A 19,741-nucleotide genomic window follows, 5' to 3' on the forward strand; every position below is an offset into this window, starting at 1 on the left:
TCACACTGACGTGAACCTGCTTGCGTCCGGACGCGTCCTCCGCAATCTGCTGGCAGATAACTTTGTCGGAGCTTGATTAATGCAGGACTTGTCTCCCCGCGCTGCGGATTTGTTGGCACAACGCCTTTTCGAGGCTGGATGCCGCCATGCGTTCGGAATGCCCGGCGGCGAGGTTCTGACATTGGTGGATGCGCTGGAAAGCGCGGGCATTGCTTTCCACCTTGCAAAACACGAAAACTCTGCAGGTTTCATGGCCGAAGCAGTCCACCATCGCGATGGTGCACCTGCAATCCTCGTGGCCACACTCGGGCCCGGAGCGATGAACGGGATCAATGTGGTCGCCAACGCCCTGCAGGATCGGGTGCCGATGATCGTGCTGACCGGATGTGTCGACGCGGATGAGGCGTTGACCTACACCCATCAAGTGATGGATCACGCGCAAGTCTATCGCTCGATCACCAAAGGCAGCTTTATGCTGACGGCCGACGGGGCCGATATCATCGCCGACAAGGCGGTATCGCTTGCCAACCAAGCGCGCCCCGGCCCGGTACACATCGATGTGCCTATCTCGGTGGCCGATACGCGCGTATCAGGGGTTAAACGTCGTCGACTGGCAAAAGTTGCTCCTGTCGCGCCTGGCGCGGAATGTCTGGAAAAGGCCCGCCGCTGGGTGGCCGAGGCTGAGCGACCTTTGGCGATCATCGGTCTTGATGTTCTTTACGACGACTCGCGCTGTGTGGTGCGAGCATTTCTAGAGCATTTCAACATTCCCTTTGTCACCACCTACAAGGCCAAGGGGGTGGTGCCCGAGGATCATCCACTCTGCCTGGGCGGGGCGGGTTTGTCTCCGCTGGCCGATAAGCATCTAGTCCCGCTGGTGGAACAGGCTGATTTGGTACTGTGTTTGGGATATGACCCTATCGAGATGCGCCCCGGCTGGCGCGAGATCTGGGACCCAGAAACCAAGCGCGTGATCGACATATCAGCCGTGGTGAACGATCATTACATGCATCAGGCTGGGCTAAATCTGGTCGCCGACACCGGCGCAACGCTTGAGGCCATTGCCAAGGGCAACCCTGCCGGCAAGACCTGGCCGAATGGTGAGCCTGAACAGGTCAAGGCTGCGCTGGCGAATGCTTTTCCGACAGATGAAGACTGGGGACCGGCGGCGATCATCGCAGAAACTCGTGCCGTTCTGCCACCCGAGACCCTCGCCACGGCCGACAGCGGCGCGCATCGCATTCTGCTCAGTCAGATGTGGGAGTGTTCGGAGGCACGAGGGTTGATCCAGTCCTCGGCGCTCTGCACCATGGGGTGTGCCGTTCCGATGGCGATCGGTCTGAAAATGGCCGAACCGGATCGCCCCGTGATCAGCTTTTCTGGCGATGCCGGCTTTCTGATGGTTGCTGGAGAGCTGTCGACTGCCGCCGAATTGGGTGGCAACCCAATCTTTCTGGTCTTTGTCGATGCCAGCCTTGCGCTTATCGAACTGAAACAACGCCAGCGCCAGATGGGCAATCGCGGAGTGGACTTTGACCGCCATGACTTTGCGGCTTTAGGCCGCGCATTCGGCGGTTATGGTCACACAGTTCGTAGCCGCGACGATTTGCGGGCTGCATTGGATCAGGCGTTGAAAGCAGACAAGTTCACTGTCATTGCTGCGGAAATTGACCGTGGAGGATATGATGGCCGCATCTGAAGGACCGCTGAAAGGCGTCAAGGTACTGGACCTGTCTCGCATTCTGGCAGGACCCACTTGTACGCAGTTGTTGGGCGACCTTGGCGCTACCGTCATCAAAGTCGAAAACCCGGCGACCGGTGGTGATGATACGCGGCAATGGGGCCCTCCTTACGCCGAGGATGCGGATGGCAACCGCTCAGACCTGAGCGCATATTTCATGTCCTCCAACCGCAACAAGAAATCGGTCGCCTTGGATATCGCAACACCCGAAGGACAGGCAGAAGTCCGACGCCTAGCCTCGCACGCTGATATTCTGATCGAGAATTTCAAGCCCGGTGGACTGGCGAAATACGGGCTCGACTACGCAACCTTGTCCAATGAGTTTCCTGACCTCGTCTACTGTTCGATCTCAGGCTACGGGCAGACAGGCCCAAACTCATCGAAGCCCGGATATGATCTTATGGCGCAAGGATATGGCGGGATCATGTCTCTGACCGGAGACGCCGACGGCGCGCCGATGAAAGTAGGCGTCGGAATTGCTGACGTGATGTGTGGTATGTATGCCTGCGTTGGTATTCTGGCTGCGCTGCGTCATCGCGACATGACTGGCGAGGGTCAGCAGATCGATCTGGCGCTGGTGGATGCACAGATCTCTTGGCTGATCAATGAAGGCGTGAATTATCTGACCTCGGGCGAAGTGCCTCAGCGGCGCGGCAACGGGCATCCCAATATTGTGCCTTACGAGGTCTATCAGACGGCGGATGGGCACGTGATTCTGGCCGTTGGAAATGACAGTCAGTTCAAAAGATTTTGCAGCTTCATCGAAAAGCCAGAGCTTGCCAACGATCCCCGATTTGCCACCAACCCGGCCCGTCTTGAAAATAGGGATGCGTTGAATGCGATCCTGCGCCCGGCAGTTCAGGCGCTGGATACAGGCAGCGTCATCGCGGGGCTTGAAGACCTGAAAGTCCCTGTTGGCCCGGTGCGGACGCTCGATCAGGTTTTTGCCTCGGATCAGGTCGCTGCCCGCCAGATGCAGATCTCGATGCAAGCTGAGCCTGGCGAGGTGCAACTGATCGGGAATCCCCTGAACCTGTCACGCACGCCTGTAACATATCGCAGCGCACCACCGGTCTGTGGGGCTGACACACAGGCTGTTCTGAACGCGGAAAACCCCTTCGAAGATTGAAACACTCTGCCCGTTTAGGCGGCAAGTTGCTGAAACATGCCCTTGAATCGGCGGTTTTTTTCGCGTTTCTCACACACGGGATTTCACCAATTCGAGAGCAGGGTCGATACTGTTACGACCCGGCTGCACACTCTGTTACATCGAACAGTGTAGAACGTCGCAATCAGATTGGACCCGAGTATGAAACAAGACGTCTTTGGACAGATGAACACCCTGAACCAGCCCGCAAGCGTCGAGGCATGGGATGGTGTTCTCCTTGGGTTCATGGCGCATGCCGCTGTCACACCGCAACATCTGGGCAAGGTTCTGGAGCTTGAGCCGGACTTTGCGCTGGGCCATGCGGTCAAGGGGCTGTTCATGGTTCTGCTGGGCCGGCGTGAGATGATCGCGGTCGCTGCCGAAGCGCTGAGTGCCGCGAATGCAGCGATGGAGCGTCAGCCAGTTTCAGCCCGGGAAAGGCTATATGTCGAGGCCCTTGGTTTGTATATGGCCGACCTTCCATCACAGGCCGTTCAGAAATTTGAAGAGATTCTGCGGGCGCACCCAACTGATACTCTGGCCATGAAGCTCAGTCATGCGACGCGTTTCGTTCTGGGCGATGCGGCGGGGATGCGTCGGTCGATCGAACGGGTGATGCCAGCGTATGAACCCGACCACGCCGGACGTGGATACTTGCTGGGATGCCACTCGTTCGCGCTGGAGGAAACCGGCGCCTACGAGAAAGCCGAAATCGCCGGTCGTCAGGCCCTATGGATGGTTTCGGACGACGCCTGGGGATTGCACGCTGTAGCGCACGTGCACGAGATGACGGGCAACGCGCAGCTGGGACTGGACTGGCTCGCGGGACGCGAGGACGCTTGGGCGCATTGCAACAATTTCCGCTATCACGTCTGGTGGCACAAGGCGCTGATGCACCTGGATTTGGGGCAAGTCGATCAAGTGATGGCGCTTTACGATCATCACATCCGCCAGGACAAAACCGACGATTATCGCGATATCTCGAATGCAACCTCGCTGCTGTCCCGGCTAGAGCTTGAGGGCGTGGATGTTGGCAACCGCTGGGAAGAACTGGCCGATCTCAGCGCAGCCCGAACCGAAGACGGATGCTTGATCTTCGCCGATCTTCACTACTTGCTGGCATTGACCGGGGACAATCGTTCGGAGGCTACAGCAAATATGCTGCAGCGTATTCAAAATGACGCCCAGCGCAATCAGGGTGACACGCCGATCCGCATGTCCGACCCGGGCATTGCCGCCGCAAAGGGGCTTGAGGCCTTTGGAGAAGGCCTTTACGGCCAAGCCTTTGATTTTCTTTCAAATGCCCGGGGTGGGATGCAACTGGCGGGTGGCAGCCACGCCCAACGTGATGTATTCGAGCGTATCACCATTGATTCCGGCCTGCGCGCTGGCCGCCTGGATGCTGTCGAGCGCATCCTGGACGACCGCCGCGCCAAACGTGCCGGGGGAGAGGACAATTACGCCCTCGCCCGCCGAGAATTGATCGAGGCCGCACGCGACAGCGGCGACGCACAAAGCGTCCCCGCCGAATAACAACAATAAAAGACCAAGAAGGACAGAAACCGTATGGCGACCGCATCGCCCGCTTCTGATTTTGCTCCGGTGGCGTCTCAGGCCGCCGCCCCCGCCGCTACGCGCGATCCGCGGTTGGATTTCTATCGCGGCATCGCGATGTTCATCATCCTGATTGCCCATATTCCGAACGATCCGTGGGCCAAATGGATACCTGCCCGCTTTGGCTTTTCGGACGCAACCGAGATCTTCGTATTCTGTTCAGGCATGGCTTCGGCAATTGCTTTTGGGGGGGCGTTCATGCGCAAAGGCTGGTGGATGGGCACCGCACGCGTGAGCTTTCGCATCTGGCAGGTCTACTGGGCGCATATCTGCCTGTTCTTCTTTGTCGCGATGACAATGGCGGCCCTGAACCAGAGTGGGCTGTTCGAGAAAAACTATATCTCCTCTCTCAATCTACAGCATTTCTTCAACGATCCGGCGTCACAGATCGTCGGACTGTTCACCCTGACCTATGTGCCGAACTACTTCGATATTCTACCGATGTATCTGGTGGTACTGGCGATGATGCCCCTGTTTATGGGGCTATATCGTATCGGATTCTGGGCGGTCGCCATGGCCTCGGTCACGATCTGGCTCGTTGCACAATTCGACTACCTTGACCTGCCGGCCGAGCCCTGGTCAGAGCGCCAGTGGTTCTTCAACCCATTCGGGTGGCAATTGCTGTTCTTCACCGGCTTTGCGTTCATGCGAGGTTGGATTCCAGCGCCGCCGGTGTCGAAAACTCTGATCTGGGCGGCAGCATTGTTTTTGATCTTCTCGATGCCGTTCGGCTCGTGGAAGGTATTCACTTGGATCAATGCAGCAGCCCCTGATCTGGCTGATGAGATTCGCAAGGTCTGGCCAGTGACCAAAGAATTTCGCGACAAGACCGACTTTGGTCTATTCCGATATCTGCATTTTCTGTCGCTTGCCTATCTGGGTTGGGTTATCGCCGGTGAGCATGGCCGTCGCCTGATAGCGACCGGTCATGGGGCAGCCGCAAAGGTCTGGCAGTTCCTGCTGACCATCATCACCAAAGTGGGTCAGCAATCGCTCGCGGTGTTCGTATTTTCTATGGCAGCAGCACGACTTATCGGCGTCGGACTGGACCTGAGTGGGCGAGATGTTGCCAGTGTGTTCATCGCCAACATGATTGGCTTTGCCATGATCATCGGCGTGGCTTATCTGGCCGCCTGGTTCAAGTCACAACCTTGGAAATCAAAGAAATGAACTTTACACGTCGCGCTTTTCTCGCCTCATCAACGGCTCTGGCCTTCGCCCCAGCGGCATATGCCACAGGTGGAGAGACCCCGTTCAGCCGAGACGACGTCATCGCAATGGCCCGCGACCTGGCCAGCCGTGATTATGCCGAACGTGAGATGGTTCCGCAGGAGTGGCAGGACCTGACGTATCAGCAATACCGTTCAATACGGTTCCGGCTGGATCGCGCGCTGTGGTACGAGACCGAGACGCCCTTCAACGTCGATTTTTTCACGCCGGGCCTGTATTTTCCACGCACAGTGAAAGTATCGACCGTCGAGGACGGTATGACCAAGCCGGTCGCCTTTGATCTGGCCATGTTCGATAAGTCTGAAGACGTACCTGAGCTTCCAATTGACGACACGCTGGGCTTTTCAGGTCTACGCCTGCGTACTGAGATGCACCGCCCTGGCGAGACAGACGAGTTCTGCGTTTGGCAAGGGGCCAGCTATTTCCGCGCCATCGGTTTGCACGAAGTCTATGGCCTTTCGGCCAGAGGGCTCGCCTTGAAGACCGGCGATCCAGATGGCGAGGAATTTCCCGAATTCATTCGTTTCTGGTTGGAGCGTCCAGAACCGGATCAACGTAACATGGTCGTTCATGCGCTCATGGACAGCCCCAGCGTTACAGGGGCCTACCGCTTCCACGTTACCGCCGGTTCAGATTGCGTGATGGATATTGAAGCCACCCTGTTCCCACGTACCGAACTGCCCCATGTCGGCATCGCGCCCGGCACATCTATGTTCCTGTTCGATCAGACCAATCACAGCCGTTTCGATGATTTTCGCCCCGCAGTGCACGACAGTGACGGGTTGATGATCCGCAACGGCGCAGGAGAGGTTCTGTGGCGCCCGCTTGCGAACCCGACTCGCCTGCAGATCTCGTCTTTTGTCGACACAAACCCCCGCGGCTTTGGTCTGATGCAACGCAAGCGCAAGTTCTCGGACTATGCGGATCTTGAAGCCAATTATCACAAACGCCCAAGCTTGTGGGTTGAACCCAGCGAAGACTGGGGTAAAGGCACCGTCACGCTTGTCGAAATCCCGGCGGATCAGGAGATTTATGACAACATCGTCGCCTATTGGCGCCCAATGGAACCCTACGCCGCAGGCAGCCAGATTGATCTGTCCTATCGCCTGATCTGGGGCGAGGAACCTCAGCACACCCCTATGGCCCGCGTGATCAACACCGCGATGGGCGACAACACATTCGGCGAGGGCCGTTTAGCTGTGATTGATTTCGAAGCCAGTGAGCTGCTTGACGATCCCGAGGCCATCACGGTGTTTGTCGACTCGCCCCATGCCGAAACTTCAGAAGGCGTTCTGCAGCGTAACCCAGACACGGGCGGGTTGCGGCTGGCGTTCTCATTCGAACCGGGCGAACGCAACCACGTGGAACTGCGCGCGCAGTTGCTGAAAGACAAACAACCAGCCTCTGAAGTCTGGCTTTACCGTTGGACCATATGAACCGCGATCTTCATATCATGCCGCCCGAGGCCCCTCTGGCGATGCCAGCGCAGAACTTTGCGCAGGGATTCCGCGATGCGCAGGTACCTGCCGGGGGTCGAAATCCCTCTGTTGGGTTTTGGCGCGCGCTGGTCTTCTCACCTGCCATGGCGGCGACTTTGGGTCTGCTCTGGGTCATGTCCGACTGGTTCAGCGCCGAAGGGATTAATCTGGTCGAAGGTATCCTGCTGACGCTAATCTCGTTCAATTTCTTCTGGATTTCTTTCACGGTCTGCACCGTGCTGCTGGGCATGGTCTCGCTGTCCCGGCAAGAGCAGCCAAAGCGTGAAGGACGCTCGCAACCGTTGCGCGTGGCGCTTTTGACGCCTGTCTATAACGAGGTGCCGTGGAACGTGCTCGGCAACGCCCGCACGATGCTGGAAGACCTGCAGAAACGCGGTGGTCAGCACCACTATGCCATGTTCATTTTATCCGACACGCGCGACCCCGAGATCGCCGCGCAGGAACAGGCCAGTGTCGAGGCGCTACGGACCACGCTGGCACCGGGGCTTGAACTCTATTACCGCCGCCGCCCCCAGAATACGGATCGCAAGGTCGGCAATATTGCCGATTGGGTCAGCCGCTGGGGCGCGGACTGGGATGCGATGTTGGTGCTGGATGCCGACAGCCTGATGACGGGTCGCGCGATCTCGCGCCTGACCGATGCGCTAGCCCGCGATCCCGGCGCAGGCCTGATCCAAAGCTATCCGCAGCTGATTGGCGCGCAATCGGTCTTTGCCCGGATGCAGCAGTTTGCCAACGGCGTCTATGGTATCGCCTTTGCCGAAGGCCTCGCGCGCTGGTGCGGGCAAGAAGGCAATTATTGGGGCCACAACGCCATCATTCGCACCTGTGCATTTGCTTCTAGCGCAGGTCTGCCCAAGTTGCGGTCGCTCAACGGACAAGACAAGCTGATCATGAGCCACGATTTCGTCGAGGCTGGATTGCTGCGTCGCGCAGGATGGGCCGTGCGCTTTCTGCCGCGCATACGCGGATCATATGAAGAAACGCCCCCCACCCTCATTGACCACGCAATGCGCGATCGACGCTGGTGTCAGGGCAACCTGCAGCACCTGAAACTGCTGGGTTCGACCGGCTTCCGCGCAGTCTCGCGGTTCCATATGTTCCACGGAGCGGTCGGATATCTGATGTCGCCGCTATGGTTCGCACTTTTGGTGATGTGGGCCTTGATCGGTCAGGGCAAGGACGCCTCGGTCCTGCATTACTTCAGCCCGGACAATCCGCTGTTCCCGCAATGGCCAGAAATGTCCGAAACACGGCATGTGCTGATCATTCTGGTGATGTATGCGATGCTATTGGCGCCCAAGGTTTTGGGCGTCGCTGCCCTGCCCCTCAGCGGTGTGCGCTATTCCGATTTCGGCGGAGCGCGAAAATTCTTCACTTCATTTCTGTCCGAAGTCATCCTGTCGATCCTCTATGCCCCTATACTTATGGTGCAGCAGATGATTGCAGTGTTCCGCACCGCGTTGGGCATTCAAAAGGGCTGGTCCCCGCAAGCGCGCGATGGTGGCAGCTACGGGCTGCGCACGCTGATCCTGTGCCACAGCCTTGAGACTATCATCGGCGTCGCGCTTAGCGTTGGCATCCTCGCCGGTCTGGTCTCGGTCTGGCTGGCCCCGATTGCGATCAGCCTGGCACTGGCGATCCCATTGTCTGCGCTCAGCGGCGTATCGGCAGGCACCGCGCGCCGTATGGTTGGTATGCGCGAAGATGTCAGTGAGCCTGCAATTACACGCTCGGCCCGGCGCTATCGCGATGAGTTGAAGCGATTGATCGAAGGCAAAGGCGTGATCACACCGGCGGAATGATCACCCGCCGGGCAAGCCTTCGTACCAGTCTACCATCATATCAGCCCAGCCGTTTGGCACCGTATGGCCGCCCGGGAACAGAGCAAATTCCAAGGCGCTACCTTCGGCACATCCCATCCAGTTGCGACGCATAAACTGGCCCGTGGTAGAAAACCCGCTGGGCTTGGTATCGGCACACTCATTGGCGACCCGCCAGATTTCCAATCCGGCAAAGATATCGCCCTGGTGGAAACGGCCTCCGCCCAAAAGGCGGCCCTCCAGCGGCACCACATTGTCCGTCCAACCATGGGTGTGGAACATGCGCACCGGACCATCACAGCTTTCGGGATGTGGCCGCCAGAACCCGCCTGAAACCGGGACATAAGCAGAAAATGAATCCGGCGCAGCGCAGGCGAGGTAATAAACCATGAACGCGCCAGCCGAGAAGCCGCCCAGCACCACGCGATCCGGGTCGATATCAAACCGGTCGGCAGCGTCCTGCACTACTTCACGAAGAAACGCGGGTTCATCCCGACCTTCCCAACCGGGAAAGAAGTTCCAGCTTTTTCGGCCGTTTCTCTCGGACCCTTCCGGTGCCATCACCGCGTAGCCGCGCGCCAGCAGTGGCTCGACCATGGATCGGTTCTTGAGCGTACCGGTGGCGCTGCCACCATAGCCGTGCAGGAACACAACCAGCGGAGGGTTCTCCGCTTTCGGCAGTTCGATGTGATATCCGCCTGATGCGGTTTCGCACATCCCCTCGGTATCGCCACAAGCCGCAAGGCCGGGTTGCCCGGCAAAAACAAAGCACGCGGCCAACCAGTGTCTGACACTCATCCCGTTTCCTCTTCATAATCGTTGACAGGCAACCCAGCCCGCACCCAACCGGGCCCGGCCGCCGAACCCAGCATGCCCTCGGGCACGTCGATGATATTGGTAAATCCAGCCTCGGTCAGTCGATTGCTTAATCGGGCCGAGCGCACCCCGCGTGCACAGATCAGTGCGACAGGTGCAGATCGGTCCCCCCCGAGCAGGTGGTCCAAGGCCTGCACGAAATCCTCACGGCGCATGTCGAGCGGATGGGCTGCTTCGGCGACCCCGGTCGCCCGCCATTCGCGTGGGGTTCGGATATCGATAAGATGGATCGCGCCGTCGAGAGCCTGTTGATGGGCTGTGGCCGCCGCAATCTGACCACCAGCATAGGCCTGCGGGATCAGCCGGTATTCGCGGATTGCGAAACCCGCTGCAATGGCGGCCCCTCCGCCCAATAGGACCCATCTGCGGGTTCGGCGTTTCCCTTCTGCCATGCGGCACTCTCCTGCATTGTCAGATCGGTATTATCATATGGCAATTCGCGACGCTTTCAGGAAATCCAACCCTCAGATCAAGTTCGCGTCATAGTTACACAGGTGGATCACGTCCAATATGTGCGCTTTAGGACCTTTCGGAACCTTGCAATTTCCGGACAGTCAATAAATTATCCCTAGTAATTCAGTCATATTGACCGCACAGACCGGAGTATCGCACTTGTCCCTATTCCTTATCGCGGCCCTTCCCTTCCTCGGAGCTGTCTTTCCGGCCCTCCTGATCCGGGCAGGACGAAACGCAGCAGCATCAGCGGCTGGGTTGACCACCTTCCTCGCGTTGATGGGATTGCTGATCCACATTCCCAGCGTCATGCGCGGTGATGTTGTGACCGCGCGGTTCGACTGGATACCCGGGCTTGGACTAAACGCGAACTTCATGCTGGACGGCCTGGGTTTTTTGTTCGCCCTGCTGATCCTGGGCATCGGTCTTCTGATCATCCTCTACGCACGATTCTACTTGTCGCGCGAGGATCCGATGGGGCAGTTCTATACCTATCTGCTGCTGTTTCAGGGCGCGATGGTGGGAATTGTTCTGTCCGACAATATCCTGCTTCTGCTAATATTCTGGGAACTTACGTCGCTCAGTTCATTCTTGCTGATTGGTTATTGGAAGCACCTGCCCGAGGGTCGTCAAGGCGCGCGTATGGCTTTGGCCGTGACCGGTTCGGGCGGGCTGGCGATGATCGCAGGGATGCTTATCCTCGGCAATATCGTGGGATCTTATGACCTGAGTGTCATTCTGCAGAACAAAGAGCTGATCCAGTCCTCGCCGTACTACCTTCCTGCGCTGATCCTGATCTTGCTTGGCTGTTTCACCAAATCGGCGCAATTCCCGTTCCATTTCTGGCTGCCGCACGCGATGGCGGCTCCGACGCCAGTGTCGGCCTATCTGCACTCGGCCACAATGGTGAAGGCAGGCCTGTTCCTGATGGCCCGGATGTGGCCGGTTCTGGCGGGTACGGATGCGTGGTTCTACATCGTCGCCACTACCGGTTTGATCACCATGCTGCTGGGTGCCGTGATTGCGCTGTTCAAGGATGACCTAAAGGCGCTGTTGGCGTTTTCGACGGTGTCCCATCTGGGTCTCGTGACGATGCTACTGGGCTTTGGCACGACGATCGCCGCTGTTGCAGCCGTCTTCCACATCATCAACCACGCGACGTTCAAGGCGGCCTTGTTCATGACCGCCGGGATCGTGGACCACGAGACCGGCACACGCGATGTCAAACGGCTGGGTGGTTTGCGGCATCTGATGCCGATCACGTTTACTATCGGCACAATCGCTGCCCTGTCGATGGCCGGTCTGCCACCGCTGAATGGTTTCCTCTCGAAAGAGATGATGCTGGAAGAGACAGTCCACACGACTTGGCTTAACTCACCTTACTTGGTACCCGGCTTGGCGCTTTTGGCTGCGCTATTTTCAGCGGCCTACTCCTTTCGCTTTGTCAGCCATGTCTTCCTTGGGCCCGAGCGGGACGATTACCCCGCGCATCCGCATGACCCGCCTGTTGGTCTTTGGTTGGCGCCGGCGTTCCTTGTGGTGCTGGTTGTCCTGATCGGTCTCTATTCTGCTGCCATCGTTGGCCCGCTTGTCGCGGTTGTCTCCAGCGCCGTGATCGGGGGCGAGAAGCTGCCTTATTACTCGCTGAAACTGTGGCACGGCTTTACACCTGCGCTTTACATGTCGGTGGTCGCGACGCTGGGAGGCCTGTTCCTGCTGTCGTTGCACAAACGCGGCGACCAGATATGGAACGCCCTGCCCCGGCCCGAGGCAAAGGTGATCTTCGAGGCAATCATCGACGCGCTGACCCGACTCAGCCGCTGGATTACGGACGAGCTGCATAATGGTGTGCTCAGCCGATATGCGATCATCTTCGTGGCTTTTGTCGTTGGGCTTGGCTACTACGCCTACTCCACCGGCACCATTGGCGTTGAAACACGCGTACCGCTTGAGGCTCAGGTCATCCCGATCATCGGCTGGATCTGTCTGGTGGGTGCGACGCTGGCGATCATGTGGTTCCACCGCAACCGACTGCTGTCACTGGTGTTGATCGGGGTGGTTGGCCTGATCGTTTCGATGGCATTCAACTACCTTTCTGCCCCCGATCTGGCGCTGACACAGATTTCGGTCGAAGTGGTGACCATGATCCTGCTGTTGTTGTCGCTGAACTTTCTGCCGACCGACACACCCTGGGACAGCAGCGCGGCACGGCGTTGGCGTGATGCGGCAATTTCGGTGGTTGCCGGGATCGGCTCAGGCGCTTTGATCTATGCGCTGATGATGCGGGATTTTGCTTTCCCAACGATCTCGGAATTCCATCTGGCCAATTCGTACAAAGGTGGCGGTGGCACCAACGTCGTGAACGTGATCCTCGTAGACTTCCGGGGTTTTGATACCTTTGGCGAGATCATCGTGCTGGGCATCGCAGCCCTGATCATCTACGCCCTGACCGAAGCAGTGCTGAGCACCAATGTGCGCAGTTACCTGCTGAACCGTAAACCACATTGGCCGCAGTCGGGTGACTCTCACCCATTGATGATGGTGGTCGTCACCCGCGTGATGATGCCCATCGCATTGATGGTCGGGGCCTATATCTTCTTCCGAGGCCACAACCAGCCCGGCGGCGGCTTCATCGCAGGCCTCATCGTCGCGATCGCCTTCCTGATGCAATATATGGCCAGCGGCTATACCTGGGCTATTGAACGGCAGCGGTTCTACTATCACGGCACCATCGGTTGGGGCGTTCTGATCGCCGCTGCCACTGGTCTGGGTGCATGGTTCAATGAACGCCCGTTCCTGACCAGCGATTTCGGTTATATCCACTGGCCCCCGCTGGAAGAATTCGAATGGGCCACCGCGATTCTGTTCGATACCGGCGTCTTCCTTGCGGTACTGGGCGCTGTGATGCTGGCGCTCGACAGCCTGTCGCGCTTCGCGTGGCAGCCGGGAATGGCACAAGAATTCCCGATGGATATCAACCCGCTGCGGGATAGCCCTCAGGATGAAGATAACGAGAAGGAGCAGGCCTGATGGAAGCGCTCGTAGCCTCTGCAGTCGGCGTCATGACCGCCGCCGGGATATTTCTGATCCTGCGCCGCCGTACATTCCCAGTCATTCTGGGCCTGTCCCTGATCACCTATGCGGTGAACGTGTTCCTATTCGCCACCGGGCGGCTGGCGCTGAACGCACCTGCCGTTCTGAACAAATATGAAGATGTCCCCTATACCGACCCGCTACCGCAGGCGCTGGTGTTGACGGCCATCGTGATCTCATTCGGGATGACGGCGGTGATCGTGATGATCTCGCTGTCCGCCTATCTGTCCTCGAAGGATGACCATATCGATATGAGCGCAAGCGATAGCGTGGACGCACCGGGAGAAGACGCATGAACCATTGGATCGTCGCGCCGATCGTCCTGCCCGCGATCCTGGCCCCGTTTATCATTATGGTGTTGCGATATCATTTGGACCTTCAACGCATCTTCTCGGTCGCCGGCGTCGTGGGATTGCTGGGTATCGCCTTGACCATTACCGCCCAGGCATCGGGTGGCGAGGTTCAGGTCTATGAGCTCGGCAACTGGCCCGCACCGTTCGGCATCGTAATGGTGTTGGACAAACTTTCGGCCATGATGGTGTTGTTGACGGCCCTGCTGGCCCTGCCGGTTGTCCTTTATGCCATCGGCTCTGGCTGGGATGAGAGAGGCAAACACTTCCATGCTCTACTCCATTTTCAGCTAATGGGTGTCTGCGGTGCTTTTCTGACCGGCGACGCCTTCAACCTTTTTGTGTTTTTCGAGGTCCTGCTGATTGCCTCTTACGGCCTCATGACGCATGCAGGTGGCGCAGTGCGGTTGAAGGCCGGTGTTCAGTACGTCGCCTATAACCTGCTCGGCTCGACCTTGTTCCTGTTTGCCTTGGGCACGATCTATGCTGTGACCGGCACGCTCAACATGGCTGATCTGGCCGTTCGCGTGGCCGATATCCCACCCGAAGACACCGCCTTGCTGCGGGTTGGAGCAGTCTTGCTATTACTGGTTTTCTGTATCAAGGCCGCAGTGTTGCCACTGCATTTCTGGCTTCCTGCAAGCTACGCAAATGCGCCGCTGCCCGTTGCGGCGCTGTTCGCGATCATGACCAAAGTCGGTGCTTATTCGATCCTGCGGGTCTATACGCTGGTCTTTGGGCCCAATGTAGCCGCAACCGAAGGGCTAGTCGGTAGTTGGCTACAACCTGCAGCGCTGCTGACATTGGCCGTTGGCGCTATTGGCATTCTGGGCTCGCAACATATCGCGCGAATGGTGGCCTTTTGCGCCATCGCATCGATGGGCACATTGCTGATTGCGATCTCGTTGTTTAGCGAGGCCGCGACGGCGGCAGCGCTCTACTATATCTTCCATTCGACGCTGGCGACGGCCCTGCTGTTCCTTGTCGCGGACATGGTAATGGAGCGCCGTGGCGGAGCCATAGCCCCTTCGACGCCGATGCCGCAATCCGGTCTGATCTCAGCCCTGTTCTTTGTCGGCGCCATCGCGATGGCTGGCATGCCGCCACTATCGGGCTTTGTGGGCAAGCTGCTGGTACTGGACGCCTCACGTGGCGCGCCCGATGCAAATGCAGTCTGGGCCGTGATCTTGATCGGGTCGTTCGTCACAATCGTGGGTCTGGCCCGCGCGGGAACGCTGATCTTCTGGAAAAGTCACGACGCCCAACATAATGTGACGCCTGAGCCAACCGAAGAAGCCGGCCTACCAACCGCGCCCGAGCCCTATCCAGGCCTCGCCTTTACTTCGGTGTTCGGGGCGGTTCTGGGACTTGTGCTGCTGACACTGTTTGCAGGTCCGGCGCTGCAATATGCCAGCAACACGGCCGTGCAACTGTTCGCGCCGGATGACTACATTTCGGCTGTGCTGGGAGGGGAAGAATGATGAAGCTTCTGCACCGTATATTTCCGCATCCCCATCTGACCGCACTACTTACACTGGTGTGGGTGTTTCTGGCAAACACCGGGTCTTTGAACTCGGTGGTCTTTGGCCTTCTATTGGGAATCATCATTCCGTTTATCACTCAGCCCTATTGGCCGGATCGCCCGAAACTGCGCAATTGGCCGATGGTGGCGGAATACATGTTGGTAGTCTTATGGGATATCGTGATGGCCAATATCGCAGTGGCCCGGATCATCCTGTTCAAGCGCGATGCCGACCGCCAGCCAAGCTTTGTCAGCGTCCCGCTGGAACTGCGCACGCCCGAGGCCATCACAGTTCTGGCCGGAACCATCACCATGACCCCCGGCACCGTCAGTTGCGATTTGTCCGCACAAGGGCACTACCTGCTGGTTCATTGTCTGGATGCACCGAACCCCGAAGAGGTGCGCGACCAGATCAAACAACGCTATGAGCGCCGCCTGAAGGAGATTTTCGAATGATCACCTATGCGATCTACTTTGCTTTTGCCTGCTTCGGCGCTGCGATCATGATGTGCTTGTGGCGTATCATTACTGCCGACGGTGTCGGTACCCGTGTTCTGGCCCTAGATACAATGGTGATCAACACCATTGCTCTGCTTATCCTTTACGGCTTGAGTATCGAGACCGAAATCTTCTTTGAATCCGCCATGATAATCGCGATGCTCGGCTTTGTCTCAACCGTGGCTTATGCGCGCTTTATGCTGCGTGGCAATATCATCGAATGAGCGTGGCATGACCTTTATCTTCGAACTGCTCATCGCATTCTTCCTGATCGTATCGGGCATTTTCGGCTTTGTCGGATCATTCGGCATGATCAAGCTGAAAGACCCCATGTCCCGCCTGCACGCACCCACCAAGGCAACTACGCTGGGCGTGGGCGGCGTCCTACTGGCCTCGATCGCGCATTCGGTTTTGCTTGAGGGCAAACTGTCGATGCACGAGTTGTTGATCACGCTCTTTCTGTTCCTGACGGCCCCGATCACGGCCCTGTTCATTGCCAAATGGCACATTCATCGCCATGAAAAACCCAGTGATCTACCAGACGCAGGCGAGGATGAGCTTTGGGCCACCCACGCGGTCGAACAGGTCGAGGACGTCCCGGACCACAGTACGAACTGAGACCTATGCACAAACCTCTGCTGCCCCTAACCCGCGATCTGGTTCTGATAGGCGGAGGACACACGCACGCGCTACTGCTGCGCAAATGGGGTATGAAACCGCTGTCCGGCGCGCGGGTTACGGTGATAAACCCCGGTCCCACCGCACCCTATTCGGGCATGTTGCCAGGATTTGTCGCTGGTCACTATCAGCGGTGGGAGCTTGATATTGATTTGGTGCGTCTGGCCCGCTTTGCCGGTGCGCGGGTGATACTGGGCGCAGTTGAAGGTATCGACCCGGACACACGCCAAATCCATGTGCCCGGACGCCCGCCGGTGGCGTTTGATGTGGCCTCGGTCAATGTCGGGATCACCTCGGATATGCCAGCATTGCCGGGATTCGCCGAGCATGCCGTTCCGGCCAAGCCGCTCGGCCTCTTCGCCGCGCAATGGCAAAGCTATCTTTCAGGGACGGGCCGCGCCTCGGTCGCCGTGATCGGTGGTGGCGTTGCGGGAGTAGAGCTAGTCATGGCGATGGCCCATGCACTGCGTTCCAAAGGACGTGAAGCGCAGGTTACTTTGATCGACAGTGCAACGGCCCTGACAGCGACTGTCCCGAAGGCATCCGCCACCATCCGGCAGGCGATGGCGCACCTGGGGATCGAAGTTCTGGAAAACACATCAATCCAGAAGATTTCTGCGGGCGAAATCGAGCTAACGGACGGTCGCCAGATACCAGCCGATTTCATCACCGGTGCTGCAGGCGCGCGGCCCTATGAGTGGATATCCAATACCGGCCTCGCGCTGCATGACGGTTTCATCAAAGTGAACGCGTCCCTGCAATCCAGCGATCCGGCGATTTTCGCCGCGGGAGATTGCGCCCATCTGTCCGAGAACCCGCGCCCCAAGGCAGGGGTCTACGCAGTGCGCGAGGCACCAATATTGTATGACAATTTGCGCGCCGCGCTAGGGTCTGGGAATATGCGGCGTTACGTGCCGCAGAAGGATTACCTGAAACTCATCTCTCTGGGTGGAAAATCCGCACTGGCCGAGCGATTGGGAACATCATTCAGCGGGCCGCTCATGTGGCAATGGAAAAACCATATCGATCAGAAGTTCATGTACCGGTTCCGTGAACTGCCCCAAATGCCCACCACCGCGTTGCCCCGTCATCACGCAGCAGGGCTGCAAGAGGCGTTGGGAGAAAAACCAATGTGCGGCGGGTGTGGTGCAAAGGTGGGTCGAGGCGCTTTGCAGGCCGCATTGCAGGAGTTGCCGCAGCTCGACAGGCCCGACATTACACCCCTGCCCGGTGACGATGCGGCGGTGCTGCTAACCGGTGGCACGCGACAGGTTATGACATCGGATCACTTACGCAGCTTCACCAACGATCCCGCCTTGATGACGCGTATCGCCGCTGTCCACGCGCTTGGTGATATCTGGGCAATGGGCGCTCGTCCGCAGGCTGCGACAGCAACGATCATCCTGCCGCGCATGTCAGCTGAGTTGCAGCAGCGCACAATGGCTGAGATCATGCATATTGCCAGCGACGTCATGCACCAAGCCGGGGCTGAGATCGTCGGCGGCCATAGCTCAATGGGTGACGAAATGACCATCGGGTTCACTCTGACCGGGCTCTGTGATGCTGAACCGATCACGCTGGGTGGCGCAAAACCTAATGACGCTTTGATCCTGACAAAGCCGTTGGGCAGCGGTGTTTTGATGGCGGCCGAAATGGCGGGCAAGGCGGAAGGCGCCTGGGTCGCGGCAGCTTTAGCGCAAATGATACAGCCGCAGGGTGAGGCGTCCCGCATCCTGAAAAATGCCCATGCGATGACGGATGTCACCGGTTTTGGTCTGGCGGGTCACCTGCAAGGGGTATGCGAAGCGTCTGGCTGCGGGGCAACCCTGTCTTTGGACGCGATTCCAGCTCTGGAAGGTGCGGCAGAGCTCAGTGATCAGGGCATTCGATCTACAATCTACACCGACAACCGTGCCATCGCCCCAGGCCTTCCGACCGGCGGCAAGGCGGATTTGTTATTCGATCCTCAGACTGCGGGAGGTCTCTTGGCGGCCGTCGATGCCAACGAAGCCGAGCAAGTGTGCTCGGAACTACGCGCCGCCGGTTACCCTGCCGCCCTGATTGGTCACATCGACGCGACATCGGGCCTGCGTGTTCAAAGCTGATCCAGAACATTCTTGATCCGAGCCACCGTCGCCGACAGCCCGGTATCATCAAGTGACGGTGGCTCAATCTGCGCGATCACTTCGGCACGCTGCGCCTTACGCGATTTGGCATAGGCCGGGTCGTAATGCTGTTCCATCAATGCCTGTGTCAGTCCACGCTTGTCGCCGGCATTGATCAATTCCAGCCAACCATCCACAACCTCATGACCGCGATGAATGCGCAGTGGAGACAATCGATCACGTAGCCGTTCGCTATCCGACAGGATGTCATCGTAGGCAGACACCAGATACGCGGTGCGCGCAGCAATCGGTGCTGTGATCTGGATGCGAGGTGCAGAACACAAGGCCGACCACAGGCTGGGCGGGAGGATCAGGTTTCCGATCTTGGATGATTCTGCTTCAACAACCACCGGACGCGCTGCATCCAGCTCGCCCAAGGAAGCGGCGAGCGCGGATTCGAAGGCTTTCTGACTGGGTTGCCCACCCGGCATTTCGCCCAACAATGAGCCTCGGTGATTGGCCAGCCCTTCAAGGTCCAGCACTTGCGCGCCTTGCGCCTTTAGATGGCCCAACAGGTCTGTCTTGGCCGTCCCGGTATAACCATCCAGCGCGACCAATCGATATGGCAACACTTCATCATAGAGGAACTGCTTTACTAGTCGGCGATAGCTGCGATAGCCGCCTTCAACCACCTCGGCGCGCCAGCCGATTTGTTGCAACATCCAGGTAAATGATCCTGATCGCTGCCCGCCACGCCAGCAATAGACCAGCGGTTTCCAGTCGCCCTCATGATGGCTCAGGTGATCCTCGATATGGCCTGCCGCGTTGCGAAACACCAGCGCAGCACCCAGCTTGCGGGCCAGAAACGGGCTTTGCTGGACGTAGATGGTACCGACCCGTGCCCGTTCTTCATTGTTCAGAACCGGCAGATTGATAGCGCCCGGCATATGGTCTTCGGCGAACTCAGCCGGGCTACGCACGTCGATAATCGTATCAAACGTGTGGTTGTAGAATTGCTGCAGGCTGGAGACTTTCAAAACCATATCAACGGTCTATCCCGCATGGTGCCGGAAGAAAACCCAAGCCGCCGTTGAAGGTACCAGACCATAATA

General features: G+C 58.3%; 16 protein-coding genes. 13 read left to right on the forward strand and 3 right to left on the reverse strand.

The window, feature by feature from the left end:
* The first annotated feature begins 79 nt into the window (after positions 1-79).
* The 6 genes from ACR0AH_RS09910 to mdoH all read left to right on the forward strand — a co-directional run bounded on the left by ACR0AH_RS09910 (position 80) and on the right by mdoH (position 9,036).
* Positions 80-1,699, forward strand: a complete 1,620-nt coding sequence (locus ACR0AH_RS09910) for a thiamine pyrophosphate-binding protein (RefSeq protein WP_170662082.1) — start codon at positions 80-82, stop codon at positions 1,697-1,699.
* Entirely contained in the window at positions 1,686-2,870 is a 1,185-nt protein-coding gene (locus ACR0AH_RS09915; protein WP_170732872.1) for a CoA transferase, read from the forward strand. The genes ACR0AH_RS09910 and ACR0AH_RS09915 overlap by 14 nt, the downstream gene beginning before the upstream one ends.
* A 180-nt stretch (positions 2,871-3,050) precedes the next feature.
* Positions 3,051-4,421 (forward strand): tetratricopeptide repeat protein, encoded by a 1,371-nt coding sequence (locus tag ACR0AH_RS09920; RefSeq protein ID WP_170512182.1) that lies wholly within the window; start codon positions 3,051-3,053, stop codon positions 4,419-4,421.
* A 33-nt stretch (positions 4,422-4,454) separates the two neighbouring features.
* Positions 4,455-5,672: an OpgC domain-containing protein gene (locus ACR0AH_RS09925; RefSeq protein WP_170391873.1), complete on the forward strand. Its 1,218-nt coding sequence runs from the start codon at positions 4,455-4,457 to the stop codon at positions 5,670-5,672.
* Complete coding sequence (locus ACR0AH_RS09930) at positions 5,669-7,168, forward strand: glucan biosynthesis protein G (protein WP_170401267.1); 1,500 nt, start codon at positions 5,669-5,671, stop codon at positions 7,166-7,168. The genes ACR0AH_RS09925 and ACR0AH_RS09930 overlap by 4 nt, the downstream gene beginning before the upstream one ends.
* Positions 7,165-9,036: a glucans biosynthesis glucosyltransferase MdoH gene (gene mdoH / locus ACR0AH_RS09935; RefSeq protein WP_480591761.1), complete on the forward strand. Its 1,872-nt coding sequence runs from the start codon at positions 7,165-7,167 to the stop codon at positions 9,034-9,036. Before ACR0AH_RS09930 ends, mdoH begins: the two co-directional genes overlap by 4 nt.
* On the opposite strand, the gene ACR0AH_RS09940 is transcribed toward mdoH, so the two are convergent.
* Both ACR0AH_RS09940 and ACR0AH_RS09945 read right to left on the reverse strand, forming a co-directional pair.
* Entirely contained in the window at positions 9,037-9,852 is an 816-nt protein-coding gene (locus ACR0AH_RS09940) for a PHB depolymerase family esterase (protein WP_170391879.1), read from the reverse strand.
* A complete protein-coding gene (locus ACR0AH_RS09945; RefSeq protein WP_170401273.1) occupies positions 9,849-10,322 on the reverse strand; it encodes a rhodanese-like domain-containing protein in 474 nt (157 codons plus the stop codon). The genes ACR0AH_RS09940 and ACR0AH_RS09945 overlap by 4 nt, the downstream gene beginning before the upstream one ends.
* A gap of 220 nt (positions 10,323-10,542) precedes the next feature.
* Between ACR0AH_RS09945 and ACR0AH_RS09950 the strand changes: the two genes are divergently transcribed.
* Genes ACR0AH_RS09950 through selD form a run of 7 tightly spaced genes read left to right on the forward strand, consistent with a single transcriptional unit; the run spans position 10,543 to position 18,629 of the window.
* Entirely contained in the window at positions 10,543-13,413 is a 2,871-nt protein-coding gene (locus ACR0AH_RS09950) for a monovalent cation/H+ antiporter subunit A (protein ID WP_480591763.1), read from the forward strand.
* A complete protein-coding gene (locus tag ACR0AH_RS09955) occupies positions 13,413-13,772 on the forward strand; it encodes a Na+/H+ antiporter subunit C (RefSeq protein WP_170391885.1) in 360 nt (119 codons plus the stop codon). The genes ACR0AH_RS09950 and ACR0AH_RS09955 overlap by 1 nt, the downstream gene beginning before the upstream one ends.
* The gene (locus ACR0AH_RS09960) at positions 13,769-15,307 is read left to right on the forward strand and encodes a monovalent cation/H+ antiporter subunit D (protein WP_480591766.1); all 1,539 of its coding nucleotides are present in this window, start codon (positions 13,769-13,771) and stop codon (positions 15,305-15,307) included. Before ACR0AH_RS09955 ends, ACR0AH_RS09960 begins: the two co-directional genes overlap by 4 nt.
* Positions 15,307-15,804 carry a Na+/H+ antiporter subunit E gene (locus tag ACR0AH_RS09965; RefSeq protein WP_170392908.1) on the forward strand — a complete coding sequence of 166 codons (498 nt, stop codon included), beginning with the start codon at positions 15,307-15,309 and terminating at the stop codon, positions 15,802-15,804. The genes ACR0AH_RS09960 and ACR0AH_RS09965 overlap by 1 nt, the downstream gene beginning before the upstream one ends.
* The gene (locus ACR0AH_RS09970) at positions 15,801-16,070 is read left to right on the forward strand and encodes a K+/H+ antiporter subunit F (protein ID WP_170391889.1); all 270 of its coding nucleotides are present in this window, start codon (positions 15,801-15,803) and stop codon (positions 16,068-16,070) included. Before ACR0AH_RS09965 ends, ACR0AH_RS09970 begins: the two co-directional genes overlap by 4 nt.
* A gap of 7 nt (positions 16,071-16,077) precedes the next feature.
* A complete protein-coding gene (locus ACR0AH_RS09975) occupies positions 16,078-16,464 on the forward strand; it encodes a Na+/H+ antiporter subunit G (RefSeq protein ID WP_170401276.1) in 387 nt (128 codons plus the stop codon).
* A gap of 5 nt (positions 16,465-16,469) precedes the next feature.
* Entirely contained in the window at positions 16,470-18,629 is a 2,160-nt protein-coding gene (gene selD / locus ACR0AH_RS09980; protein ID WP_480591768.1) for a selenide, water dikinase SelD, read from the forward strand.
* Here selD and mnmH read toward each other — a convergent pair.
* Positions 18,620-19,672, reverse strand: a complete 1,053-nt coding sequence (gene mnmH, locus ACR0AH_RS09985; protein ID WP_480591771.1) for a tRNA 2-selenouridine(34) synthase MnmH — start codon at positions 19,670-19,672, stop codon at positions 18,620-18,622. The two genes, selD and mnmH, sit on opposite strands and share 10 nt — an antisense overlap.
* Between the last annotated feature and the right edge of the window lie 69 nt (positions 19,673-19,741).

The sequence above is a fragment of the Ruegeria sp. AM5 genome (assembly GCF_056540645.1).